A 23624-nucleotide genomic window follows, 5' to 3' on the forward strand; every position below is an offset into this window, starting at 1 on the left:
ATGAGGTCTCCTGTTCTTTGCGAGAGGGGATCTCATGTTCCGGCGCCATCGTCTTGTCTACACATTGGGCCTGGCTTCGCTTGCGCTCGCAGCATGCGGCGAGCATCCGGCTGCTGATCCGCGTACCGAGGCGCCACTGGTCCGTACAAGCGCCGTTCACGGTGCGGCGGGTGCGAGCCGGTCGTTTTCGGGTGTCGTGGGCGCCCGCGTTCAGAGCGATCTCGGTTTCCGCGTTCAGGGTAAAGTCATCGAGCGACTGGTCGACGCGGGCCAAACGGTCAAGCGCGGCCAGCCCCTGATGCGCATCGATCCGATCGATCTGGGGCTGCAGGCCCGTGCGCAGCAGAAACTCGTGGACGCTGCGCAGGCGCGCGCGACGCAGACGGCTGCCGACGAGGCGCGGTATCGGGATCTCGTCGGGGCGGGCGCGGTGTCGGCATCGACCTACGACCAGCTCAAGGCGGCCGCCGATTCCGCCAGGGCCCAGCTCGTCGCAGCGCAGGCGCAGGCCGTGCTCGCCAACAATGCTTCCGGATACGCCGTCGTCATGGCGGACGCCGACGGCGTGGTGGTCGAGACGCTGGCGGAGCCGGGCCAGGTCGTCGCGCCGGGACAAATCGTCGTGCGGCTCGCGCATGCCGGCCCCCGCGAGGCCGTCGTCCAGCTTCCCGAGACGCTGCGTCCCGCGTCCGGCTCGATTGCCGCGGCGACGCTTTACGGCGCGGACCAGAAGCCCGTTCCCGCCGTCCTGCGCCAGCTCTCCGATTCTGCCGATCGGCTGACACGGACCTACGAGGCGAGATACGTCCTCGAGGGCGCGCTCTCGAATGCACCGCTCGGCGCGACCGTGACCATCGATCTCGCCGGCGATGCCGGCCAGACACAGGCCGGCATGGTGGTGCCGGTCGGCGCCTTGTTCGATCCGGGCACGGGCACCGGCACCGGCGTCTGGACCGTCGATCGATCTCAATCGCGTGTGACCTGGCACAAGGTTCGTGTCACCGCATTGAGCGACGACAGTGCGACGGTGACTGGCGATCTTCGCGAAGGCGACCAGGTCGTCGCGCTCGGTGCCCAGTTGCTGCACGACGGAGAGCGCGTGCGTCTCGCCAACGACAAGCTGGCCGCGGCATCCGTCTCCACGCAAGGAGCCGCGCAATGAGCGGCTTCAATTTGTCGGCTCTTGCGGTGCGGGAGCGCTCGGTCACGCTGTTTCTGATCATCCTGATTTCGATCGCCGGCGTGATTGCCTTCCTGAAACTGGGGCGGGCCGAAGATCCGCCATTCACCGTCAAGTCGATGACGGTCATTACGGCATGGCCCGGCGCGACCGCGCAGGAAATGCAGGACCAGGTGGCCGAGCCGCTCGAAAAGCGCATGCAGGAGCTGCGCTGGTACGACCGGACCGAGACCTATACGCGTCCGGGGCTGGCCTTCACCACCGTGACCTTGCTCGACAGTACGCCGCCCGCGGACGTGCCCGAGGAGTTCTATCAGGCGCGCAAGAAGCTGCACGATGAAGCGGGCAACCTGCCGCCCGGGGTGATCGGCCCGCTCGTCAATGATGAGTATTCCGACGTAACGTTCGCGCTGTTCGCGCTCAAGGCGAAAGGCGAGCCGCAACGATTGCTGGTGCGCGACGCCGAGGGATTGCGCCAGCGGCTTCTTCATGTGCCGGGCGTCAAGAAGGTGAACATCATCGGCGAGCAGGCGGAACGGATCTACGTGTCGTTTTCGCACGACCGGCTCGCGACGCTCGGCGTGACGCCGCAGGAGATCTTTGCCGCGCTGAACAACCAGAACGTTCTCACGCCGGCTGGTTCGATCGATACGGCGGGCGCGCAGGTCTTCATTCGTGTCGAAGGCGCCTTCGACAAGCTGCAGACCATCCGTGACACGCCAATCGTCGTTCAGGGCCGCACACTGAAGCTCTCCGATGTGGCGACCGTCGAACGCGGTTACGAAGACCCGGCCACGTTCCAGATTCGCAACAAAGGCGAACCGGCGTTGCTCCTCGGCGTCGTGATGCGGGACGGCTGGAACGGGCTCAATCTCGGCAAGGCGCTCGACACGGAAGTCGCATCGATCAATGCCGGGCTGCCGCTGGGCGTGAGCCTCACGAAAGTGACCGACCAGGCCGTCAACATCCATTCGGCCATCGACGAATTCATGGTGAAGTTCTTTGTCGCGCTGCTCGTGGTGATGGTCGTGAGCTTCGCGAGCATGGGATGGCGTGTCGGCATCGTCGTGTCGGCGGCGGTGCCGCTGACACTCGCGGGCGTCTTCGTCGTCATGGCCGCAACGGGCAAGAGCTTCGACCGCATCACGCTCGGTTCGCTGATTCTCGCGCTCGGCCTGCTCGTCGACGACGCGATCATCGCCATCGAAATGATGGTCGTGAAAATGGAGGAGGGCTATAGCCGCGTCCAGGCATCAGCTTACGCGTGGAGCCACACGGCCGCACCGATGCTGTCGGGCACGCTGGTCACGGCTGTCGGCTTCATGCCGAATGGCTTTGCGCGCTCGACGGCCGGCGAATACACCAGCAACATGTTCTGGATCGTCGGCATCGCGCTGGTCACCTCGTGGATCGTGGCCGTCGTCTTCACACCGTACCTCGGCGTCAAGCTGTTACCCGACATCGCCGTAATCGAAGGCGGCCACGAGGCGATCTACAACACGCCGAACTACCGGCGCTTTCGCCGCTTCCTCGGGCGCGTGGTCGCGCGCAAGTGGATGGTCGCCGGGATCGTGGTGGCATCGTTCGTGGTCGCCGTGATGGGCATGGGGCTCGTGAAGAAGCAATTCTTCCCGACTTCCGATCGCCCGGAAGTGCTCGTCGAAGTGCAGATGCCCTATGGGACTTCGATCGAGCAGACCGCGTCGGCAACGGAAAAGGTCGAGGCATGGCTCGCGAAGCAGCCGGAAGCGCAGATCGTGACCTCGTACATCGGGCAGGGCGCTCCGCGCTTCTATCTGGCCATGTCTCCGGAGTTGCCGGATTCGTCCTTCTCGAAGATCGTGATCCGCACGAATGACGAGCGACAACGGGAAGCGCTCAAATTCCGTCTGCGCAAGGTCATCGCCGAAGGGTTGGTGCCCGGAGCGCAGGTTCGCGTCACGCAGCTGGTGTTCGGCCCTTACTCGCCTTACCCCGTTGCGTTCAGGGTCATGGGCCCGGACGCCCAGACGTTGCGCACCATCGCCGCACAGGTCGAACGGACCATGAACGCCAGCCCGATGATGCGAACGGTGAACGCCGACTGGGGGCCGCGCGTTCCCACCGTGCATTTCACGCTCGATCAAAATCGGCTCGGGGCGTTTGGACTGACGTCCAGCTCGGTCGCGCAGCAACTGCAATTCCTGCTGACCGGCATTCCCGTCACGCACGTGCGCGAGGACATTCGTTCCGTGGAGCTCGTCGCGCGTTCGGCGGGCGACATCCGGCTCGACCCGCAACGGATCGACGGATTCACGCTGATCGGCGCCGCAGGGCAGCGGGTGCCGCTCTCGCAGGTCGGCAAAGTCGACATCCGCATGGAGGATCCGATCCTGCGCCGGCGCGACCGAACGCCGACGATCACCGTGCGCGGCGATATCGCCGAAGGGTTGCAGCCGCCCGATGTGTCGACCGCGATGCTCGCGCAGCTTCAGCCCATCATCGCGAAGCTGCCGGGCGGCTACCGGATCGAGGAGGCCGGCTCCATCGAGGAGGCCAACAAAGCGACAACTGCGCTCGCGCCGCTGTTCCCGATCATGATCGCGCTGACGCTGCTCATCATCATTTTTCAGACCCGCTCGATTTCCGCCACGATGATGGTGTTCGCGACCAGTCCGCTGGGTTTGATCGGTGTGGTGCCGACACTCCTGCTGTTCAATCAGGCCTTCGGCATCAACGCATTGGTGGGACTCATTGCGCTCTCAGGCATCCTGATGCGCAACACGCTGATCCTGATCGGCCAGATCGAAGAGAATGCGCGCGCGGGCATGACGCCGTTCGATGCGGTGGTGGAGGCAACGCTGCAGCGCTCGCGGCCCGTGATCCTGACTGCGGTCGCCGCGATGCTTGCGTTCATTCCGCTTACCCATTCCGTGTTCTGGGGCACGCTGGCTTATACGCTTATCGGAGGAACATTCGCCGGAACGGTTCTGACGTTGGTGTTTCTGCCGGCCATGTACTCGATCTGGTTCAAGATCCGTCCCGGGGCAGGGGAAAACCACTCTGCGCTCGAACCCAGCGCCAGCGTGACGACGTAGGCCGGTGCGCTCCGGGCGATGACGGTCTCGCCCGGGGCGTCGATGTGAACCCGCAACGGCGCGTCCGGCCGGAAAGCAACTCCGGGTAATGCGTGGCATTCCCACAGCTTCTCGCAAGCCAGCGTCGGCCCGAAATCGGCGTAGCGATCACGGATGATCGACAGTGCTCGATCGGCCAGATCAGCGTCCAGCCGCCGATTACCGGGACGCCCACGCTTGCGCGAAGCCAGTCCGGCGGCGCCAGACTCACGGTAACGATCCACCAGACGCTGGAGCTGACGCACGGTCACGCCCAGTCGTTCGGCCGCGCGTCCGGGCTTGAGTCCCATGTCCACCACGGCCTGGATTACCTTCAGACGGTCGAGTTCTCGCATGTTCAGTGTCACCAATGCACCTGGATACATGGCCGGCTCCGTGGTCCCGCAAAGAACCGGCCAGCATACCGAGGTCAAAACACGACATTTCTAAGTAGCCAGAACACGACATTTCTAAAAAGCTACTACAACCAGTCATATCGATAATTGAGATTATGTCAAATATGAAATTCACCCGAAAACGCCCCTGAAATCCCCGCCGCACACCACCGGCCTCCTTCCTCACCAGTCACGCGCAGCCACCTTTCTTGCAGCGTGAACCCCGCCTCAGCAAAAACCTGCGGCACGCAATGCCCCCGACGGCCGCCCGCCAGACGCCGTCTCCAGCCACCGCAAACCGCCCGCAACAGGACGATCAGGACAACCACATCCCCTGCATCTTGTGCGAGAAATGCGCGCGCTCGGCCGTCTCCATCAGCGACAGGAATTCATCCTGCATCATGTGGATCAGCGCTTCGTGGTCGCCGGCCTCGAAATACACTTCCGGCTGCTGCGCGAGATGTTCCTCGAGGAACGTCTTCATCCCGTACGCCATGCACACCGGCGGCAACGCGCCCAGGTCGCAATCCTTGAAGAGTTCGCGCAGTTCGATTTCCCTGGCGAGCACGAGATGGCGGCCGGTCTTGACCCAGAGGTCCGACAGCCGCACCGCGTGCGACGTCGGCAGCACGGCGGCGACGTAGCCTTCGTCGTCCTCGAGCAGCACGGTTTTCGCGAGGCGATCGCCGGGGATATGCGCGGCGGCGGCCGTCTCCATGCTGGTATGGCTATACGGGTGGTACACGACTTCGTACCGCGATGACTTCTGGCGCAGGCAATCCTGCAGGGTGGCTGATACAGGCATGGCACACCTCTCTGGACGAATCGGACGAACGAAGTTCGCTCCGGGTTTGTTCAGCATAGGTCGCATTGCGGCCAATGGAAACGCCCTCGCACGACGCCCGCACCGACGCTCGCCCCGGCTTCGGCCCCCTTTTTCCGGCGCGCGCAATCCGGGCCCGGAATCCGCATGGAACATGTCTGCCTGCCCCCGCCTTTCCTGAAGACACAACGAGACGCAACGGGCGGTAACGGTTCCCGTACGAGGACCCCACCACATGTGATGGCGGATCTGCGCCAGACCGTTAGTTGCATTTTAAGGAAGAACGTCGAGACCTGAAAACCGTCGCCATCGGCGGGCCACGCACCAACGAGGCCACCGCAAACCGCGCCGACAAAGACAGAACCTCGCCCTATACTGAGCCAACACCCGCCATCCCGCGGCGGCCGATTCCGGGAGCGACCATGCATTACCAGCTGATCTACGAACTCGTCGACGATTACCTGTCCCGGCGCGAACAGTACCGCGCCGAGCACCTCGCACTCGCGCGGGCGGCAACCGAACGCGGCGAACTCGTGCTCGCCGGCGCGTTGCAGGATCCGGCCGACCAGGCCGTGCTCGTGTTCGAAGGCGATTCGCCGGAAGCCGCCGAATCGTTCGCGCGCGCCGATCCCTACGTGCAAAACGGCCTCGTCAAGTCCTGGCGCGTGCGTCCGTGGCGCGTCGTGGTCGGCAAGCACGCTCCGCGCTGACGGTGCACGGGGCCACGGCTACAGCCACCCCGCCCGCTTGAAGCGCCACCACAACGCGAGATCGGCTACGACCATCACGCCGATGCAGCCGTAGAAGCCGTACTTGAGGTGCAGTTCGGGCATGTTCGCGAAGTTCATCCCGTAGATGCCGGCAATCATCGTCGGTATCGCGAACAGCGCGGCGAACGAGCCGAGCCGCTTGGTCACCTCGTTCTCCGCAAGCGAGATCATCCCGAGATTGACCTGGATCGCGGTCACGACCATCTCGCGCCGCCCTTCGATCGTCTTCACGATCCGCTGCAGGTGGTCGTACACGTCGCGGAAGTAATGCTCCATCCCGCTGCAGACCTGCGGAATGCGTCCGCCGGTGAGCTTCGCGAGCGGCTCGATCAGCGGCGCCGTGTGCTGGTGCAGCATCACGAGCCGGCGTTTCAGCGAATAGAGATCCTCGATGATCGCGCGCGACGACGCGGGCGTGGCCTTGGTGAAGATGCGGTCCTCGAGTTCCTCGAGCTCGTTGCCGAGCGTCTCGAGGATCGGGAAATAGCGGTCGACGACCTGGTCCATCAACGCATAGAACACGAACGCCGACCCTTCCTGCAGCAGATGCGGCTCGCGCTCGCAGCGCTTGCGCACCGCGCGGAAGTCCTGTTCGGTATGGTTGCGGATCGACAGCACGTAGTTCGGGCCGACGAACACGTTCAGCTCGCCGACATTGAATTCGCCGTCGTGGTCGAGCTCGACCGTGTGCAGCACCGCGAACAGCGAATCGCCGTACTCCTCGATCTTCGGCCGCTGATGCCCCTTGCGGGCATCCTCGAGCGCGAGCTCGTGCAGCCCGAATTCCTCGCCCATCAGGTCGATCTCGTCCGGCGTCGGATCCTTCAGCGCGACCCATACGAAACACTCGGGTTTCGACACGTATTCGCTGATGGCGTCGATATCGATATCGGCCAGCTTGCGGCCGTCCTGGTATGCAGCACAGTTGATGAGCATGATGTCCGTCATGTTGCCGTTATCGCACCAGTTTACCGGGTTGCCGCGCGGGCGGCCCGGCTTGCGCGGCACGCCGATATTGGTCATGATCGGATTGCGTGCGCCGCGGCTCGCGCACGGCATCGCTTCGACAAGTGCACGGCACGGCCGTGCCGCCCAACCTTCAAGGAGACAGACCCATGTGGTATTTCTCGTGGATACTCGGCATCGGCGTGGCGCTCGGCTTCGGCATCATCAACGCGATGTGGCTTGAAGCGGAAGTGTTCTCGCGCGACGGCAAGCGCACCGCCGCACCGCGCACGGATTCGGGGAGCCGGTATTCGTGACGCACCTGGTGTTCTTCTGCGGTCATGCCGGCACCGGCAAGACCACGCTCGCGAAGCGGCTGATCGGGCCGCTGATGCGCGCGACCGGCGAAGCCTTCTGCCTGCTCGACAAGGACACGCTCTACGGCCGCTACAGCTCGGCCGCGATGGGCGCCCTCACCTCCGATCCGAACGACCGCGACAGCCCGCTCTACCTGAAGCATCTGCGCGATCCCGAATACCAGGGCCTGCTCGACACGGCCCGCGAGAACCTCGCGCTCGGCATCGGCGCGCTCGTGGTCGGCCCGCTGTCGCGCGAAGTGCGTGACCGGCGCATCCTCGACCGCACGTGGCTCGGCATCGGGCCGGACGTCGCGCTGACGGTCGTGTGGGTCCACACCTCGGAAGACGTCGCGCACCAGCGGATCGTCGCGCGCGGCAATCCGAACGACGCGTACAAGCTCGCGCACTGGGACGAATACCGGCAACGCCGCTTCGTGCCGACCGGCCACGAATGCGACGGCATCGTGATGTTCGACAACACCGCACCGTCCGACGCGGACATCGATGCGCTGCTGTACCGCATCGTGCCGCCCCCGCCGGCGGCAACGATCGTCCCGCCGCTGCCCGCCTGAGCGGCGCGCACCGCCCTGCTCCTCGTCGCTTCACCATGTCGCGTGAAGGCATCGCGACGCAACGTGTCGATTCGGCCGACGCCAATGCGATCCGTGAAGCCGTGAAGGGCTTCGACGCGCTCGTCAAAAAAAACGCCGGAAGCGCTGTTGCGCTCCCGGCGTCGCACGGCCCTCGTGCCTGGGACCGATCGTCAGGCGACTTCGTGCACGCGCTCCATCGTGCCGCCTTCGTACAGCTTGCCGAAGCGGTTCGCGAGGAACGCCTTCAGCGACACCTTTTCCTGCGGGATGAAACCGCTTTGCGGCAGCTTCTTTTCGCGGAACAGATCCAGCACCGCGCACATCGCGCCGGCCGTCGTGATCTGGATGGCGCTCATGTGCATCCCGCACACGTCCTTCGCGAAGATCTTGCGGGTGAACACGTCCTGCACGAGCTGGCCGTCCTTCACGCCCGTCACCGTGACGAACACGAGCACGACGTCCTGCTTCGTCGACGGCACCGCGCGGCGCATGATCGACTTCAGCGTGTCGCGGTCGCTCGACAGTCGCAGGTCTTCGAGCAGGAACTGCACGAGTTCGCGGTGGCCCGGATAGCGCACCGACTTGTAGTCGAGCGTCTCGACCTTGCCCGACAGCGTCTCGCACAGCGTGCCCAGGCCGCCCGACGTGTTGAACGCTTCGTATTCGGTGCCGTCGAGCGAGAAATGTTCGAGGCCTTCGAGCGGCTGCACCCACTGCTTGCGGCCGTCGCGGATCGCTTCGCACGGCTGGCAGTATTCGTTGATCAGGCCGTCGACGCTCCACGTCAGGTTGTACTTCAGCGCGTTGGTCGGATACTCGGGCAGCGCGCCGACGCGCATCTTCACGTCGCGCACTTCGCTGAAGCCGTTCACGAGCTCGTGCGCGGCGATGCCGATGAAGCCCGGTGCGAGGCCGCACTGCGGCATGAACGCGCGGTCCGAACCGTCGGCCAGTTCGCGGATCGCGTGGGTCGCGCGCACGTCTTCGGTCAGGTCGAAGTAATGGACGCCGGCCGCCTTGGCCGCCGCTGCAACGTTGACCGCCAGGTAGTACGGCAGCGCGTTGACGAGCGCATCGAAGCCCTTCACGGCTTCACGGATCGCATTGGCGTCGGCCGAATCGACACGTTGCGTCGCGATGCCTTCACGCGACAGCTTGGCGAGCGCATCAGCGTCACGGTCGAACGCGACGACTTCGTAGTCGCCCGTTTCACGCAGCATGTGAGCAATGGTGTGGCCGATCAGACCTGCGCCGACGATGGCGATTTTCATGCGCTTATCTCCTGATGATGGGTTTGGTGTTGGTGTACGGCGTCGAGCCATGAACACAGTTTAGGGACGTGCAAAATCAGTTCCAAGACGAAGAATGATGCGAAACGACCGATACTTTCGACGAAATGACTACACATTTCGTCACAACGACCAAATCATCTAAAAAACGCGTATACGACGGGCCGCAGAAGGGCCGCGATCGACGCGTGTGGACGCGTGTGGACGCGTGTGGCCGGACAGGAAAGAACCCGCAAGGCGGGACATGGCGGGCAAATGAATCGTTGCGCGCGCCCGGGCACGCATTCGACACAACGATGCTCGCGTGCGGACGCGCGAGGCAACGCCCCGCCCCGCGGCGAGCGCAGGCGGCGGGCATCAAGGCATCGAGGGAAGGGAAAGGAGGAAAAAACCTGCGCGACGAATCGAATCGCGCCGCGGCGTCACATGCAACACCGCATGCGACGCGTCATCCGCCGATCGTGCCGCGATCGATCTTGCGCGACAGAATGATCGACGTCGTCGTACGCTCGACGCCTTCGAGCGTGCCGATCTGGTCGAGCAGGTCGTTGAGCCGTTCCGGCGAATCGGCACGCAACCACGCGACATAGTCGTATTCGCCACTCACCGCGCACAACAGCTGCACCTCGGGCATCCGGTCGAGCTTGCGCAGCACGTCCTTGCCGAACTTCGGCGTGAGAATGATGCCGACGTATGCGTAAATGCTCGCGTCGAGCACGTCCTGACCGAGCCGCACGCTGTAACCGGCGATCACGTTGGTACGCTCGAGCCGCGCGATGCGCGCGACGACCGTCGTGCGGGCAACGTCGAGCTGTCGCGCGAGATCGGCGACGCTTGCACGCGCATCCGCTTGCAGCAGCGCGACGAGTTGCCGGTCGAGGTCGTCGAGTTGGTCGAGGCGAGGAGGACGCATGAGGCTGGGCCGGCGTGCAACGCGCCGGCGAAATGGAACGTGACGCGATGATAGCGCCGAACGCCGGTGCGCCCAAACGGGATCTCACGCGTTCGCATCGCCCCGCCTCGTTCGCGCGCGGCGCCCGACTCGCCGATCGAACACCATCGATCACCGGCCTTCCCCAGGTCCCTTTCAATTTCGATTCGTATCGGATGTAAGCAAGTGTCGCTTTCGCTGCTGCACTGCACTCAACGTGCTACTAATAAGGTGCGACGCGAGATGCGCGCTCGCGGCACTGGCCGCCGCGCCCGCTCGCACGACACCACCCCGGAGAGCCAACCATGAAGAAGATCTCGCTCACCCTCGCTACGCTCGCCGTTGCAGCCAGCGCATTCGCGCAAACCCCGCCGCAACCGCAGACGCCCGCTCCGGCAGCGGCAACGGCGTCGTCGGCCCCGAGCGCCGAGCAGCGTGCGGCGCGCCACGAAGCGCGCATCGAGCAGCGCATCAAGTACCTGCACGACCAGTTGAAGATCACGTCGGCGCAGGAACCGCAATGGAAGACGTTCGCCGACACGATGCGCGAGAACGGCGACACGATGGGCCGCCTCTATCGCGCCCGGATGGAAAGCCATGACGTGTCCGCGGTCGACGACATGAAGCAGTACGCGGAACTCGCGCAGGCGAACGCGGACGGCGCGAAAAAGCTCGCCGACGCATTCGCGCCGCTCTACGAGCGCTTCCCGGCCGACCAGAAGGCGCTCGCCGACACGACGTTCCGCAGCTGGCTGCACCACGGCGGCGAACACCGCGGCAAGGGCAAGGCCGCGAGCAAGGAAGGCAAGGCAGCAGCCGCGCCGGCCGCCAGCGCGCCCGCGCAACCCTGACGTCCGCCCCGTCGGCGCCGCACTGCCCGTGCGGGCCGAACGGCGTCGCGCATCCCGCGGGAATCCGGCGCGTCACACGGCGCGCCGGATTCGGGATAAGCTCCCGGCTTTTCCCGCACTTCCCCCCTGCCATGCTCGAACTCAAGCACCTCGATCTGCGTACCGACCCGCAGGCCCGTCGCGTCGTGAAGGATGAAACCGTCACGGTCGCATTCGCGGATGCCGACGGCGAACTGATGAGCCTCGAAGGCCCGAACCGCTATGTCGCGGGCGACGCGCTGATCACCGGCTCGACCGGCGACCGTTGGGTCGTGTCGCGCGCGCGCTTCGACGCGAAGTACCTGCCCGCCGATCCGGCGCTCGCGCACGGCGCGCCGGGCGCCTACCGGAACCGGCCGGCCGTCGTGCTCGCCCGTCGCATGGACGAGCCGTTCACGATCGCCCGCTCGGAAAACGGCGACACGCTGCGCGGCGTGGCCGGCGACTGGGTCATGCAATATGCACCCGGCGACTATGGCGTCGTGCAGGCGCAGCGCTTCGCGCAGGTTTATCGCGACGCGTAAGCGCGCGTCGCGTGACACGCGCCGCGCCGGCATCGTGCCGGCGCGCGCCGGCGTCGCCGCTCACGCAAAGTCTTCGTCGAGTTCGAGTTCCGCGGTGCGCTCGACGGCTTCACCCGCCGCGTGCCGCTCCTCGAGCGAGCCCAGCATCGCTTCCGTGTACGCATGCAGCACCGCGTGGCTGCGGGCGCGCTGCATCGGCCTGAGCGCCAGATAGCGCGCCAGCGCGGCCGGCACGATGCGGATATCGAGCGTCATCCGTTTCGGCGTCGAACCGAAACGCATCGCGAGCCACTGCACGGACAGGAAGCGCCCGCGTTCGTCGCTGCTTTCGGCAAAACGCGTCTGCTCCGGAAAGAGATCGCAGATCACGCGCGCGAGCGCGTCGAATTCGGCGCTTGCGCATTCGATCAGATAGTCGTCCATTCCGCCTCTCCCGTCAGGCCGCCGCGCGCGGCGACCGGCACGTCTTCACCAGCACGGCGACCAGGATCGCGGCCAGCACGAAATACACGGCCTCGAGCGATCCGGCCGGCAGCACGCGCACCTGGTACAGCAACGCCGGTGCGGCCGCCAGCGCATGCAGCACGATCGCGAGCGGCAATACGCCCGCGCGGCCGGCACGCACGCCGCGCCAGACCAGCACCGACAGCGCGAGCTGCACCGCGAACGCCGCGCAGCGCTCGATCAGCAACAGCAGGATCGACTGTGCCGACAGCGTCGCCAGCATCACGTGCAGCCGCACGACGGTATCGCCCGGCAGGTCGGCAAGCTGCGTCTCGAGCTGCCCGCGGCTCGCGAGCCACGCGAGATACGACCACTGGCCCCAGACGAGCACGCCGACGAACCAGGCTTCGGCGCCGGCATGGCCGATCCCGTAGCCGATGCCGCGCCCGTCGCCGGCCGACGCGCCGTAGCGGCGGTTCAGGAACCGGATCCCGAGATAACGGCCGACCTCCTCGAACACGGCGGTCGCGAGCGCGCTGTACGCGACGAATGCGAGCGGCTGCGTGAGCCAGCCGCCGGCGGGCGTCTGGCTCAGCACGAGGCCATGGAATGCGCGTTCGACGATCATCGCGAACAGCGTGAAGACGGCGACGCCGACGATCGTGTCGCGGCGGTCGAGCGCAAGCGGCTTGCGCAGGGTACGGAAGAGAACGAACGGCAGTAGCGCGATGATCAGCGTGGCGGCGATCAGCACCGCCAGCGTGACGGGAGCGACAGTCATGAATTTCCTTGTTCGGGGCAGCGCACCTGACGCGCCGCGTGCCCCGCATGATACTCAGCTTGCGGTCGACGCGCGCGCAATCAGCTCGCCCGGCAGCATCGCGACGCGCACGTCGCCGACCGCGCCGTCGATGCGCTCGTGCACGAATTCGACGGCCTTGTAGCCGATCTCGTAGGTCGGCTGACGGATCGTCGTGATGCCGATCAGCTCGGCCCACTCCGGATCGTCGATCGACAGCAGCGCGGCCTTTTCCTGCCATGCGGCGCCGAAGCGGGCGCGCAGGTGGCGCGCGATCGCGAGCGCGACCGGCGCGTTCGCGGCGAACAGCGCCGCCCGCACGCCGCGCTGCGTGGCCGCGTCGACGCGCGCGTCGAGGTCGGCGAGCGCCACGGCGGCCGCGGCCGGCTCGTTCAGGTCGAGCACGACCGTCGGCGGCACCGGCAGCCCGCGCGCCTCGAGCGCCGCGCGGAACGCGGCCTCGCGCAGGCGCCGCGAGCTGACGCGCTCGAACGGCTGCACGACGAAATGAATCGCATCGAAGCCGCGCGCGATCAGGTGCGCGAGCGCCGTCTCGATCGCATCGGTGTTGTCGAGCCCGATCAGGTCCGCCTCGAAGCCCTCGACCGTGCGGTCGACGAGCACGGCCGGGATGCCGCCGCCGCGCAGCGGGCGCAGCACGTCTTCCTCGGCGCCGAGCGCATTGACGATCAGCCCTTCGACCCGGTAGGTCGTGAGCAGCTGCAGGAAGCGCCGCTCCATCTCGACTTCATTCGCCGCGTGGCAGATGAGCGGCATGTAGCCGAGCGCGTGGCACGCGGCCTCGACGCCCAGCAGCACTTCGACGGTATAGGGATTGGTCAGGTCGGCCGCGAGCATGCCGAGCAGCCGGTTGCGGCCGCGCTTCAGCCCGCGCGCCATCTGGTTCGGCCGGTAGTTCAGGCGCGCGATCGCCGTCTCGATCCGCTGGCGCAGATCGGCGGACAGCACGTGCGTCTCGCCGTTCAGATAGCGCGAAACGCTGGTCTTGCCCGTGCCTGCTTCGCGTGCGACGTCGCTGATCGTCGCCGGACGCTGCGTGGAAGGTTGCGAATCGCTCAAGTCGTGCCTCGCGACGTACGATCCGCGCCGCTTCGTGTGCGGACGGACCTTTGTTGTTGGATACGAACGCCCCCCGGCGCACGCCGCCGCTCCCCTGCTTCGCGGTCGATCGAAGCCGGCGCCTTCGCGTCCGCTCCGCTCGCCTGACACGCACGGCGATCGGCCGCACCGGGCTGGCACGGATGCCCGTCGCCGGACGCCGCCGGCCGCGTGGCCGGGTCGTCGATGCGCGACGAGCGGGCGATCATAACGCAGCCTGCCCTCCCGCACCAAGACCATCGACTCTAACGGCGGCGGCGGCCCGCCGGCCGGCCGCCGCCGCTCAGACGCGCGCGAGCGCGTCCGGATTGACGAGATTCGTGCGCAGCGTGCCGGCCAGCGCGCCGACCAGGTTTTCCGCGGCGCAGCGCGCCATCGCATGGCGCGTCTCGTGCGTCGCCGAGCCGATATGCGGCAGCGCGACGACGTTGCTCATCCGCAGCAGCGGCGAGTCCGCCGCCAGCGGCTCCTTCTCGAACACGTCGAGCCCCGCGCCGCGGATCGTGCCGGCCCGCAGCGCGTCGATCAGCGCGGCCTCGTCGACCACCGGCCCGCGCGACGCGTTGATCAGGATCGCGCCACGCTTCATCTTCGCGAATTCGGCCGCGCCGATCAGGTGATGCGTTTGCGGCGACAGCGGCACCTGCAGGCACACGAAGTCCGACTGCGCGAGCAGCTCGTCGAGCGTCACGCGGCGCGCGCCGTACTGCGTCTCGGCTTCGGCGTGCGCGGCACGGTTCGTGTACAGCACCTGCATCCGGAAGCCGAGCGCCGCGCGGCGCGCGACCGCGCCGCCGATCCGCCCGAGCCCGACGATGCCGAGCGTCTTGCCCTGCACGTCGGTGCCGTACAGATCGGGGCCGATGCTGCGCTGCCAGTGGCCGGCCTTCACCCACTCCGCCAGTTCGACCACCCGCCGCGCGGACGCGAGGATCAACGAGAACACGGTATCGGCGGTCGATTCGGTCAGCACGTCGGGCGTATGCGCGAGCACGATCCCGCGCCGCGTGAGATCCGCGACGTCGAAGTTGTCGTAGCCGACCGAGATCGTCGACCAGGCCTTCAGCCGCGGCGCGCGATCGAGCATCTGCGGCGTGACCTTCAGGCTCGCGCCGATCGCGCCGTCCGCGTCGCCGAGGGCGTCGGCGAGCGCGTCGGCGCCGTCGGCCTGCACGAGCTCCGCATGCTCGCGCAGGTACGCGAGCACGTCATCGGGCAGCGGCTTGTACGCGACGATACGAGGCTTCATCGTTTTCATTTTCCTTGCAGCGGCGTCGCGAGCGGGTGCGCATCGCGCGCCTGGGGTTTGACGGACAGCGTGAGGATCACCGCGGCGACGAGCGCGACGCTCATGAACGCATACGATGCGACGGGCGACCCGGTCGCCCCGTTCAGGTAGCCGACGAAATACGAGCCGACGAACGAGCCGAGCGCGCCCATGCTGTTGATCAGCGCCATCGCCCCACCGGCGACGTTCCTCGGCAGCAGTTCCGGCACGATCGCGAAGAACGGGCCGTACGGCGCGTACATCGCGGCGCCCGCGACGACCAGCAGCGCATACGAGATCCAGAAGTGCGACGAGCCGAGCGCATACGACGCGGCGAACGCGGCCGCGCCGACCAGCAGGAACGGCCACACGAAGCCGCGGCGCGAGCCGACCTTGTCGGACGCCCACGACGCGACCAGCATCGCGATCGTCGCCGCGAGGTACGGCAGCGCCGACAGCCAGCCGGTCGCGACCATCCCGAGCTCGGAGCCGTTCTTGACGATCGACGGCAGCCACAGCACGAAGCCGTACACGCCGATGCTCCAGCAGAAATACTGCGCGCACAGCTTGATCACGGCCGGCGAGCGGAACGCCTCGCCGTAGTTGCGCACGGGCTTGATCGCCGCCTGTTCGGCCGCGAGCGCGGCGTCGAGGTCGCGCTTTTCCTGCGCGGTGAGCCACGGCGAATCGGCCGGCTTGTCCTGCACGAGGAACCACCAGCATACGGCCCAGATGATGGCCGGCACGCCTTCGGCGATGAACATGTGGCGCCAGCCGAATTCGTGCACGAGATAGCCCGACACGATCGACATCCACAGCACCGTGACCGGGTTGCCGAGGATCAGGAACGTGTTCGCACGCGAGCGCTCGTTCTTCGTGAACCAGTTGCTGATGTAGATCAGCATCGCCGGCATCACCGCCGCCTCGACCACGCCGAGCACGAAGCGGATCGCCATCAGCGACGGGATGTTGGTGACCACCCCCGTGAGCGCCGCGCACGCGCCCCACAGCACGAGGCTGGCGAACACGAGCTTCTTGACGCTGCGGCGCTCCGCATAGATCGCGCCGGGAATCTGGAAGAAGAAGTAGCCGAGGAAGAACAGCGCGCCGATCAGCGACGACAGGCCCTTGCTGATCCCGAGGTCCTGGTTGATGCCGGCGGCTGCAGCGAACCCGTAGTTCGCGCGGTCGAGGTAAGCGAGGCTGTAGGTGATGAACACGATCGGCATGATCGTCCACCAGCGTCGTGCTGCGAGATTGGCTGCCATCAGAGTGTCTCCTTGGGTGATCGGAGTGGGCGGGTCAAACGCCCGGCTCCGCTCCCGTCCTTTCGGGAATCGACCGGCGTCGGCGCGATGGCGCCTGCTCCGGCCTCATGCAAAACCGTGCACGAAGCACGAATTGGGTCCGCGGATTGTGCCGTGTCCGGCCTCTCATTGCGCGGTGACGGTTTCCTCTAGGCGATCGGCGCGATTGCTGACGTTTTCGAGCCGATCGAGCGCCGCGCGGGTCGGCAAGCCTTCCGAATCGCCGATCACCTGGATCGCGAGCGCCCCGATGCGATTGCCGCGCGCGACCGCCTGCTCGACGGAGCGGCCTTCCAGCAGCGCGCTGACCACGCCGACCGCGAAGCCGTCGCCGGCGCCGACCGTGTCGACCACGTTCGCGACACGCTCGCCCGCCACCGTGCCCTCGCGGCCGTCGGCCGTGCGGAAGTACGCGCCGTCGGCGCCCAGCTTGATCACCACGCCGCGCGCGCCCTGTGCCAGGTAGAAGCCCGCGATGTCGGCCGGCGTGTCGTGCCCGGTGAGCTGCTGCCCTTCGGCCAAGCCCGGCAGCACCCAGTCGGCGAGCGACGCGAGCGCGTTCAGCGTCTTCGCCATCACGTCGGCGGACGGCCACAGCGTCGGGCGCAGGTTCGGATCGAACGAGATCGTCTTGCCGGCCGCACGCATCTCGCGCGCCAGCCGGAACGCAAGCTCGCACGACGTCGCGGAGATCGCGGGTGCGACGCCCGTCAAATGCAGGTGCCGTGCGCCGAGCACGTAGTCGGCCACGTAGTCGTCGCACGACAGGTGGCTCGCGGCCGAGCCCTTGCGGAAATATTCGACGGTCGGGTCACTGCCGTCGTCGTTGCGCGACTTCAGCTGGAAGCCGGTCGGATAGCGCGGATCGACGGTCACGCACGACGCGTCGATGCCTTCGCGCGCGAGCGTGTCGAGCACGTAGCCGCCGAACGAATCGCGGCCCACCCGGCTCATCCAGCCGACCCGGAAGCCGAGCCGCGACAGGCCGATCGCGACGTTCAGGTCCGCGCCCGCGATCCGTTTCGTGAATTGCGCGGCGTGCGCGAGGTGGCCGGGCTCGGCGGCGACGAACATCGCCATCGCTTCGCCGTAGGTCACGACATCGAGTGCTGCCTTCATGAGTGCATTCCTCCGTATCCTTCGAGCGTCACGCGGCGGCGAGCCACGCGACGCGCCGGCCGGCATCGCCCGCCAGGTCGGCCGCATCGAACGGGAATTCGATGCCGCGCGGCGCCGCTTGCGGCAGGGCCGCGAGCACGCCCGTGACGAGCGTGTCGCCCGGCGCCGGCGCCACCGCGAAACGGCGCGCGCCCTCGCCAGCGACTGCCTTGCAATGAATGTATTCCACATGCGGCGCGAGTGCGTGCGCGCATGCGAGCGGCGCTTCGCCCGGCCACTGCCAGTTGCCGATGTCGAACGTCATGCCGAGCGCATCGGGCGCGCCCGCCTCGGCCAGCGCCGCGAACAGCCCGCTGAATTGCACGAGCGCGCCGCCCACCGGCAACTGGCCGTTCTCGACCACCACGCGGGCACGCGCGCCGCGCGACAGCGCGACGATCTCGGCTGCGTGCGCGTTGCCGGCGAAGCCGCCGAGCTGGAACTTGACGAAGCGCGCGCCGAGCGCGTCGGCTTCGACGAGCGTGTCGCGCAGCGCTTCGGCGTCGAGCGCGCCGGTTTCCGTGTACAGCGTGGCCGGCGTCGAATAGACCGACCACAGCCCGTGCGCGGCGAGCGCCGTGCCGAGCTCGGCCAGCGCGCCGGGCGTCGCGTCGTCGTCCGATGCGAACAGTTCGCGCCGCACCTCGAAGCCGGTCGCACCGGATGCCGCCGCGGTCGCGATGAATGCACGGTGGCCCTCCTGACGCACGCGGTCCATCCCGAATGCGCTCGCCACGATCACGATGTCTGCCATGTCTGCCCTTTTTTCTCCGGAATGGAACCGGTTCCATTTGCTTGAGACGGATGGTGCGCTTCGCCCCGGGCGCACGCCATAGAGGAAATCCCTAAGGATGGCCGCCGCACGAACGTGCGCGGGCGCAGGGGCATCCGGCGCTCCAGGACCGGCTTCGGGTGTCTACCCGGCGTCGTGCGCGAGGCTCATTTCCAGGAACTGGGCGGCCACGCGCGACGGCGCCGCGCCGTGCGGCACCAGGATCGAGAAATGACGCGTGAGCGGCGCGGGGGCGAGCGAGCGCGGCACGAGCGCCGCACCCTCGTGGCGCAGCGACATCGCGGACACGAAGCCGACGCCCATCCCCGCGCGCACGGCCTCCTTCACGGCCTCGACACCGGCGATCTCGAACGCGACACGCATCGGCGCGCCGCCGTGCGCGAACGCGCGTTCCACGAGTTGCCGCACGCCGGAGCCCTCCTCGCGCAGCACGAGCGGATGCACGGCGAGTGCCTCGAGCGTGACGCCGGCTGCGTACTCGGGCGCGGCGAGCGCATGCCCGGCCGGCACGACCGCGACGATCTCGTCCTCGTGCCATGCGTGCACGGCGGTGCCGGGCGGCAGCGCCTCGCCGGGCGGCCCTTCGATCATCGCAATGTCGAGCGATGCCAACGCGGCGACCACGTCGGCCGTGTTGCCGCTCATCGTGTGGATCGCCACCCGCGGCACGCGCGGCTGGAACGCCGCGATCAGGTAAGGCAGCAGGTAGCTGGCCGGCGTCGTGCTCGCGCCGATCCGCAGCGTGCCGGCGTCGAGCCCGCGCACCGCGTCGCGAAACGCGCGCGCCTGCGCGAACGTGTCGCGCTGGGCCTTCGCGTACTGCGCGAGCTGCTCGCCGACCGGCGTCAGGCGGATGCCGCGGCCGTCACGCTGGTACAGCGGCTCGCCGAACTCGTCCTGCAGCAGGCGCAGCTGGCCCGATACCGCCGGCTGCGACAGATGCAGCGCCACGGCAGCGCGGCTGATGTTCAGATGTTCGGCGACGGCCGCGAACGTTATCAGTTGATCCGGGGTCATGGGGATGAATTATCGGCTTCCCGGATAGTTTACGTCACAAATCACAATTTTTCATATCGATATAACCAAACTAGGATTAGGCCATCGCAACCTGCTTGATCACGGTGCCCCATGTCCACTGCTCCGACTCCCCATCTTGCCCACGCCGCGCCGTCGCTGCGCGGCCAGTTGAACGGCGTGCTGTTCGTCGCGCTGTTCGCCGCCGCCGTCACGAGTCTGTCGCAACTGCCGGCAGTCGCCGGGCTCGGCCTGTCGCCGCTGATCGTCGGCATCGTCGCCGGTGCGCTGTACGGCAACGCGCTGCGCGACGGCATGCCCGCGAGCTGGGCGGCCGGCATCAACTTTTCCGCGCGCAAGCTGCTGCGCATCGCGGTCGCGTTCTTTGGCCTGCGCGTGAGCCTGCAGGAAATCGCGCAGGTCGGCCTGCCGGGCCTGACGGTGTCGGTGCTGATCGTCGTCAGCACGCTCGCGATCGGCACCTGGGTCGGCATGAAGGTAATGAAGCTCGATCGCGACGCGGCGCTCCTGACCGCCGCCGGCAGTGCGATCTGCGGCGCGGCCGCCGTGCTCGCGTTCGAGTCGACGCTGCAGTCGAAGCCGCACCAGAGCGCGATGGCCGTGGGCAGCGTGGTGCTGTTCGGCACGCTGTCGATGTTCCTGTACCCGTTCGCGTATCACGCCGGCCTGCTCAACCTCGACCCGACCGGCCTCGGCCTGTTCTTCGGCGGCACGATCCACGAGGTCGCGCAGGTGGTCGGCGCGGCGAGCGACATCAGTCCGGAGGTCACGCACGTCGCGACCATCGTGAAGATGACCCGCGTGATGCTTCTGGTGCCGGTGCTGCTCACGCTCGGCTGGTGGCTCGCCCGCTCCGCGCGCTCGGCCGATGCGACCGCTGAAGGCGCGCAAGGCAAGCGCAAGGTGGCGGTGCCGTGGTTCGCGCTCGGCTTCCTCGGCTTCGTGATCGTCAATTCGCTGAACGTGCTGCCCGCCGACGTCACGCACACGCTGAACCTGCTCGACACCTTCGCGCTGACGATGGCGATGACCGCGCTCGGCATCGAGACCCGCGTGTCGCAGATCCGCGAGGCCGGCCCGCGCGCCTTGACCACCGGCCTGATCCTGTACGTGTGGCTGATCGCCGGCGGCTACGGGATCACCTGGGCGGTACAGCACTGGCTTGGCTGAGCCGCGCAGCCACGCCGCGACACGCGCCGCGCCCGACGGGAAGGTCCCGCGGGCGCGGCGCAGTGCTATGCTTCGCGTCGTTTTCCTTCGTCCTCTTCATCACCCTCTTTCAGCCGTGCTCTCGTTCCTGCTGAAGCTGCGCACTCGCGCCCAGACGCTGTTCCGCCTGTCGGACGCCCATACGATGCTGATCTGGTCGGCCGTCGTCGGCGTCGGCGGCGCCTTCGCCACCATGGCGTTCCGCGAAGGCATCGACCTGATGCAGCGCCTGATCTCGGGGCACAGCGGCAGCTTCGTGGAGATGGCGAAAAGCCTGCCTTGGTACGTGCGCTTCTGGATGCCGGCCGCGGGCGGCTTCCTCGCCGGCTGCGTGCTGTTGCTCGCGACGCGCGGCGACCGAAAATCCGGCAACATCGACTACATGGAAGCCGTCGCGCTCGGCGACGGCGTCGTGCCGGTGCGGCAGAGCCTGTGGCGCAGCGTGTCGTCGCTGCTGACGATCGGCAGCGGCGGCTCGATCGGCCGCGAAGGCCCGATGGTGCAGCTCGCGGCGCTCGCGGCGTCGCTGGTCGGCCGCTTCGTGCACTTCGACCCGCCGCGCCTGCGCCTGCTCGTCGCGTGCGGCGCCGCGGCCGGTATCACGTCCGCGTACAACGCGCCGATCGCCGGCGCGTTCTTCGTCTCCGAGATCGTGCTCGGCACGATCGCGATGGAGAGCTTCGGGCCGATGGTCGTCGCGTCCGTCGTCGCGAACATCGTGATGCGGGAATTCGCCGGCTACCGGCCACCGTACGAGATGCCGGTGTTCCCGGCCGTGACGGGCGCCGAAGTGCTGCTGTTCGTCGTGCTCGGCGCGCTGTGCGGCGTGCTCGCGCCGCAGTTCCTGCACCTGCTCGATGCGTCCAAGAACCAGTTCAAGCGGCTGCCCGTGCCGCTGCCGGTGCGGCTCGCGCTCGGCGGCCTCGTGGTCGGCGTGATCTCGGTGTGGATTCCGGACGTGTGGGGCAACGGCTACAGCGTCGTGAACCACATCCTGCATGCGCCGTGGACCTGGCAGGCGCTCGTCGCGGTGCTGGTGTTCAAGGTGATCGCGACCGCCGCGACCGCAGGCTCCGGCGCGGTCGGCGGCGTGTTTACGCCGACGCTGTTCGTCGGCGCCGTGTTCGGTTCGCTGTTCGGGCTCGCGATGCACGCGCTGTGGCCCGGCCACACGTCCGCGTACTTCGCGTATGCGATGGTCGGGATGGGCGCGTTTCTGGCCGGCGCCACGCAGGCGCCGCTGATGGCGATCCTGATGATCTTCGAGATGACGCTGAGCTACCAGGTCGTGCTGCCGCTGCTGGTGTCGTGCGTGTTCGCGTATTTCGTCGCGCGCGCGACCGGCACGACGTCGATGTACGAGATCACGCTGCACCATCACCAGGACGCACAGGAACGGCTGCGGCTGCGCACCACCCAGATGCGCGAGCTGATCCAGCCCGCGCAGACGATCGTGCCGCTCACCGCGAGCGTCGCCGACATGACGCGCGTGTTTCTCGAATATCCGGTGAAGTATCTGTACGTGACCGACGACGCCGGGCGCTTCCGCGGCGCGGTCGCGCTGAAGGACATCACGTCCGACCTGCTCGACAAGCGCGACACGACCGACAAGACGGCCGCGCACTACACGCATACGCCGTTTCCGCTGCTCACGCCCGACATGCCGCTCGCGACCGCGCTCGAACGCTTCATGGCGTTCCAGGGCGAACGGCTGCCGGTGATCGAAAGCGAAGCCGAGCCGACGCTCGCGGGCGTCGTCTACAAGACGTCGCTGCTCGACGCGTACCGGCGGATGACCGGCGAGCGGTGACGGCGCCGGTGCGCGGCGCCCGATGTGGCGTCGTGGCCTTGTCGGTCGCCGCACCGGCGCACCACCCGTAGGCCGCGCCCGCTTCTCCGTCCGCCCGCCCGGCCGTTCAGTCCGGCGCGCGCCCCAGCACGACCCGTGCGAAGAACCCTGCGAGCACCGATTCGGCCACGTCGGCCGACACGTGCTGCGGGTCGGCCGTGTAGTACGACTGCACGCCGTCGCACAGGCACATCAGGCCGAACGCGAGCGTCTCGGCCGGCAGCAGCAGCGGCGTGCCCGCGCGCTCCGCGAAGCGCTGGATGAATTCGGCCATCTGCAGCCGCTTGCCGTGCAGGAACTGGTTGAAGCGCACGCGGAACTTCGCGTCACGCGCCGCCTGCAGCTTCGCCTCGCCCCACAGCAGCGAATATTCGTCGTCGCGAAACAGCGTCCGGTAGTACGCGAGCGCCATCGACTCCATCTGCTCGCGCGACCCGCCTATCTCGAAGATCGCCTCGAAATCGGCCCGCACCGAATCGTGGTCGCGCTCGAGCAATTCGAGCAGCAGTTCCGACTTGCTGCGGAAGTTCGAGTAGAACGCGCCGCGCGTGTAGCCGGCCGCCGCGGCGATGTCCTCGACGCTCGCCGCGACAAAGCCTTTCTTCATAAAAATGCGGTGCGCGGCAGTCAGCAGACGTTCGCGCGTCTGGTCCCTGCTCTGCTCGCGAGTTAAGCGCTGAGGTTTCATGGCGCGCAGTCTAGCACCAACTTCCTTTCAGATTCATCTTTGCATTCAGATACAGCAGTGTATTAGAATCCACCGCAGTTTCCGAACGACCCCGTTCGGCTGTGTTCGTGTGCGCCGGACTGGCGCCACTCGGGGCAAGCGCCCGCCGCGCTTGCCGGCTTC

General features: G+C 67.2%; 22 protein-coding genes and 1 pseudogene. 9 read left to right on the plus strand and 14 right to left on the minus strand.

Going from position 1 to position 23624, the window contains the following annotated elements; translation table 11 throughout:
• The first annotated feature begins 34 nt into the window (after positions 1–34).
• Positions 35–1162 carry an efflux RND transporter periplasmic adaptor subunit gene (locus tag DIE17_RS04800; RefSeq protein ID WP_124521717.1) on the plus strand — a complete coding sequence of 376 codons (1128 nt, stop codon included), beginning with the start codon at positions 35–37 and terminating at the stop codon, positions 1160–1162.
• Positions 1159–4257: an efflux RND transporter permease subunit gene (locus DIE17_RS04805; RefSeq protein WP_124485448.1), complete on the plus strand. Its 3099-nt coding sequence runs from the start codon at positions 1159–1161 to the stop codon at positions 4255–4257. Before DIE17_RS04800 ends, DIE17_RS04805 begins: the two co-directional genes overlap by 4 nt.
• A gap of 86 nt (positions 4258–4343) precedes the next feature.
• Here the strand turns inward: DIE17_RS04805 and DIE17_RS04810 are convergent.
• Together DIE17_RS04810 and DIE17_RS04815 are read right to left on the minus strand one after the other, a co-directional pair.
• Positions 4344–4661, minus strand: a pseudogene (locus DIE17_RS04810) (helix-turn-helix domain-containing protein); the annotation flags it as partial.
• Positions 4662–4986: 325 nt separating this feature from the next.
• Positions 4987–5475 (minus strand): aminoacyl-tRNA deacylase, encoded by a 489-nt coding sequence (locus DIE17_RS04815; protein WP_044848239.1) that lies wholly within the window; start codon positions 5473–5475, stop codon positions 4987–4989.
• A 440-nt stretch (positions 5476–5915) separates the two neighbouring features.
• Between DIE17_RS04815 and DIE17_RS04820 the strand changes: the two genes are divergently transcribed.
• Positions 5916–6203, plus strand: coding sequence for a YciI-like protein (locus DIE17_RS04820; protein WP_124485447.1), 288 nt, complete (start codon positions 5916–5918; stop codon positions 6201–6203).
• Between the two features lie 18 nt (positions 6204–6221).
• On the opposite strand, the gene corA is transcribed toward DIE17_RS04820, so the two are convergent.
• On the minus strand, positions 6222–7199 hold the full coding sequence (gene corA / locus DIE17_RS04825) for a magnesium/cobalt transporter CorA (RefSeq protein WP_044848267.1): 978 nt from the start codon (positions 7197–7199) through the stop codon (positions 6222–6224).
• 179 nt (positions 7200–7378) lie between these two features.
• On the opposite strand from corA, the gene cydX reads away from it, so the two are divergent.
• Positions 7379–7525 (plus strand): cytochrome bd-I oxidase subunit CydX, encoded by a 147-nt coding sequence (cydX, locus tag DIE17_RS04830; RefSeq protein ID WP_044848241.1) that lies wholly within the window; start codon positions 7379–7381, stop codon positions 7523–7525.
• Positions 7522–8139, plus strand: a complete 618-nt coding sequence (locus DIE17_RS04835) for an AAA family ATPase (RefSeq protein ID WP_044848242.1) — start codon at positions 7522–7524, stop codon at positions 8137–8139. Before cydX ends, DIE17_RS04835 begins: the two co-directional genes overlap by 4 nt.
• Before the next feature lie 191 nt (positions 8140–8330).
• Here DIE17_RS04835 and DIE17_RS04840 read toward each other — a convergent pair whose 3' ends face one another.
• On the minus strand, positions 8331–9431 hold the full coding sequence (locus DIE17_RS04840; protein WP_040144221.1) for a saccharopine dehydrogenase family protein: 1101 nt from the start codon (positions 9429–9431) through the stop codon (positions 8331–8333).
• Positions 9432–9897: 466 nt separating this feature from the next.
• Positions 9898–10362 carry an Lrp/AsnC family transcriptional regulator gene (locus DIE17_RS04845; RefSeq protein WP_006481526.1) on the minus strand — a complete coding sequence of 155 codons (465 nt, stop codon included), beginning with the start codon at positions 10360–10362 and terminating at the stop codon, positions 9898–9900.
• A 323-nt stretch (positions 10363–10685) separates the two neighbouring features.
• On the opposite strand from DIE17_RS04845, the gene DIE17_RS04850 reads away from it, so the two are divergent.
• Both DIE17_RS04850 and DIE17_RS04855 read left to right on the plus strand, forming a co-directional pair.
• Positions 10686–11231: a Spy/CpxP family protein refolding chaperone gene (locus DIE17_RS04850; protein ID WP_124485446.1), complete on the plus strand. Its 546-nt coding sequence runs from the start codon at positions 10686–10688 to the stop codon at positions 11229–11231.
• A gap of 131 nt (positions 11232–11362) precedes the next feature.
• Positions 11363–11794, plus strand: coding sequence for a PGDYG domain-containing protein (locus DIE17_RS04855; RefSeq protein WP_124521715.1), 432 nt, complete (start codon positions 11363–11365; stop codon positions 11792–11794).
• A 60-nt stretch (positions 11795–11854) separates the two neighbouring features.
• Here DIE17_RS04855 and DIE17_RS04860 read toward each other — a convergent pair whose 3' ends face one another.
• The 8 genes from DIE17_RS04860 to DIE17_RS04895 form a co-directional block, all read right to left on the minus strand.
• A complete protein-coding gene (locus DIE17_RS04860; RefSeq protein ID WP_044848245.1) occupies positions 11855–12217 on the minus strand; it encodes a DUF3022 domain-containing protein in 363 nt (120 codons plus the stop codon).
• A 13-nt stretch (positions 12218–12230) separates the two neighbouring features.
• Positions 12231–13019 carry a YhfC family intramembrane metalloprotease gene (locus DIE17_RS04865; protein ID WP_124485443.1) on the minus strand — a complete coding sequence of 263 codons (789 nt, stop codon included), beginning with the start codon at positions 13017–13019 and terminating at the stop codon, positions 12231–12233.
• A gap of 54 nt (positions 13020–13073) precedes the next feature.
• A complete protein-coding gene (locus DIE17_RS04870; RefSeq protein ID WP_124485442.1) occupies positions 13074–14117 on the minus strand; it encodes a LacI family DNA-binding transcriptional regulator in 1044 nt (347 codons plus the stop codon).
• Between the two features lie 322 nt (positions 14118–14439).
• A complete protein-coding gene (locus DIE17_RS04875) occupies positions 14440–15405 on the minus strand; it encodes an NAD(P)-dependent oxidoreductase (RefSeq protein ID WP_044848268.1) in 966 nt (321 codons plus the stop codon).
• Positions 15406–15410: 5 nt separating this feature from the next.
• A complete protein-coding gene (locus DIE17_RS04880; protein WP_044848248.1) occupies positions 15411–16691 on the minus strand; it encodes an MFS transporter in 1281 nt (426 codons plus the stop codon).
• 165 nt (positions 16692–16856) lie between these two features.
• The gene (locus DIE17_RS04885; protein ID WP_044848249.1) at positions 16857–17849 is read right to left on the minus strand and encodes a sugar kinase; all 993 of its coding nucleotides are present in this window, start codon (positions 17847–17849) and stop codon (positions 16857–16859) included.
• Positions 17850–17877: 28 nt separating this feature from the next.
• Entirely contained in the window at positions 17878–18642 is a 765-nt protein-coding gene (locus tag DIE17_RS04890; RefSeq protein WP_124521713.1) for a sugar phosphate isomerase/epimerase family protein, read from the minus strand.
• Positions 18643–18804: 162 nt separating this feature from the next.
• Positions 18805–19698: a LysR family transcriptional regulator gene (locus DIE17_RS04895; RefSeq protein ID WP_124485439.1), complete on the minus strand. Its 894-nt coding sequence runs from the start codon at positions 19696–19698 to the stop codon at positions 18805–18807.
• Between the two features lie 111 nt (positions 19699–19809).
• Between DIE17_RS04895 and DIE17_RS04900 the strand changes: the two genes are divergently transcribed.
• Entirely contained in the window at positions 19810–20886 is a 1077-nt protein-coding gene (locus DIE17_RS04900; protein WP_124521711.1) for a YeiH family protein, read from the plus strand.
• A gap of 115 nt (positions 20887–21001) precedes the next feature.
• Positions 21002–22735: a ClcB-like voltage-gated chloride channel protein gene (locus DIE17_RS04910; protein WP_221621948.1), complete on the plus strand. Its 1734-nt coding sequence runs from the start codon at positions 21002–21004 to the stop codon at positions 22733–22735.
• 106 nt (positions 22736–22841) lie between these two features.
• Here DIE17_RS04910 and DIE17_RS04915 read toward each other — a convergent pair whose 3' ends face one another.
• A complete protein-coding gene (locus DIE17_RS04915; RefSeq protein WP_124485436.1) occupies positions 22842–23462 on the minus strand; it encodes a TetR/AcrR family transcriptional regulator in 621 nt (206 codons plus the stop codon).
• Positions 23463–23624 lie beyond the last annotated feature (162 nt).

The sequence above is a fragment of the Burkholderia sp. Bp9099 genome (assembly GCF_003857805.1).
GTDB lineage: Bacteria > Pseudomonadota > Gammaproteobacteria > Burkholderiales > Burkholderiaceae > Burkholderia.

Excerpts from the sequence above, each read along its gene's own strand:
- DIE17_RS04800 (WP_124521717.1), top strand. The coding sequence starts at position 35 with ATGTTCCGGCGCCATCGTCTTGTCTACACATTGGGCCTGGCTTCGCTT.
- DIE17_RS04860 (WP_044848245.1), bottom strand. The coding sequence starts at position 12,217 with ATGGACGACTATCTGATCGAATGCGCAAGCGCCGAATTCGACGCGCTC.
- cydX (WP_044848241.1), top strand. The coding sequence starts at position 7,379 with ATGTGGTATTTCTCGTGGATACTCGGCATCGGCGTGGCGCTCGGCTTC.
- DIE17_RS04805 (WP_124485448.1), top strand. The coding sequence starts at position 1,159 with ATGAGCGGCTTCAATTTGTCGGCTCTTGCGGTGCGGGAGCGCTCGGTC.
- DIE17_RS04855 (WP_124521715.1), top strand. The coding sequence starts at position 11,363 with ATGCTCGAACTCAAGCACCTCGATCTGCGTACCGACCCGCAGGCCCGT.
- DIE17_RS04850 (WP_124485446.1), top strand. The coding sequence starts at position 10,686 with ATGAAGAAGATCTCGCTCACCCTCGCTACGCTCGCCGTTGCAGCCAGC.
- DIE17_RS04815 (WP_044848239.1), bottom strand. The coding sequence starts at position 5,475 with ATGCCTGTATCAGCCACCCTGCAGGATTGCCTGCGCCAGAAGTCATCG.
- DIE17_RS04875 (WP_044848268.1), bottom strand. The coding sequence starts at position 15,405 with ATGAAGCCTCGTATCGTCGCGTACAAGCCGCTGCCCGATGACGTGCTC.
- DIE17_RS04880 (WP_044848248.1), bottom strand. The coding sequence starts at position 16,691 with ATGGCAGCCAATCTCGCAGCACGACGCTGGTGGACGATCATGCCGATC.
- DIE17_RS04865 (WP_124485443.1), bottom strand. The coding sequence starts at position 13,019 with ATGACTGTCGCTCCCGTCACGCTGGCGGTGCTGATCGCCGCCACGCTG.
- DIE17_RS04845 (WP_006481526.1), bottom strand. The coding sequence starts at position 10,362 with ATGCGTCCTCCTCGCCTCGACCAACTCGACGACCTCGACCGGCAACTC.
- corA (WP_044848267.1), bottom strand. The coding sequence starts at position 7,199 with ATGCTCATCAACTGTGCTGCATACCAGGACGGCCGCAAGCTGGCCGAT.
- DIE17_RS04885 (WP_044848249.1), bottom strand. The coding sequence starts at position 17,849 with ATGAAGGCAGCACTCGATGTCGTGACCTACGGCGAAGCGATGGCGATG.
- DIE17_RS04915 (WP_124485436.1), bottom strand. The coding sequence starts at position 23,462 with ATGAAACCTCAGCGCTTAACTCGCGAGCAGAGCAGGGACCAGACGCGC.
- DIE17_RS04840 (WP_040144221.1), bottom strand. The coding sequence starts at position 9,431 with ATGAAAATCGCCATCGTCGGCGCAGGTCTGATCGGCCACACCATTGCT.
- DIE17_RS04900 (WP_124521711.1), top strand. The coding sequence starts at position 19,810 with ATGTCCACTGCTCCGACTCCCCATCTTGCCCACGCCGCGCCGTCGCTG.
- DIE17_RS04895 (WP_124485439.1), bottom strand. The coding sequence starts at position 19,698 with ATGACCCCGGATCAACTGATAACGTTCGCGGCCGTCGCCGAACATCTG.
- DIE17_RS04890 (WP_124521713.1), bottom strand. The coding sequence starts at position 18,642 with ATGGCAGACATCGTGATCGTGGCGAGCGCATTCGGGATGGACCGCGTG.
- DIE17_RS04820 (WP_124485447.1), top strand. The coding sequence starts at position 5,916 with ATGCATTACCAGCTGATCTACGAACTCGTCGACGATTACCTGTCCCGG.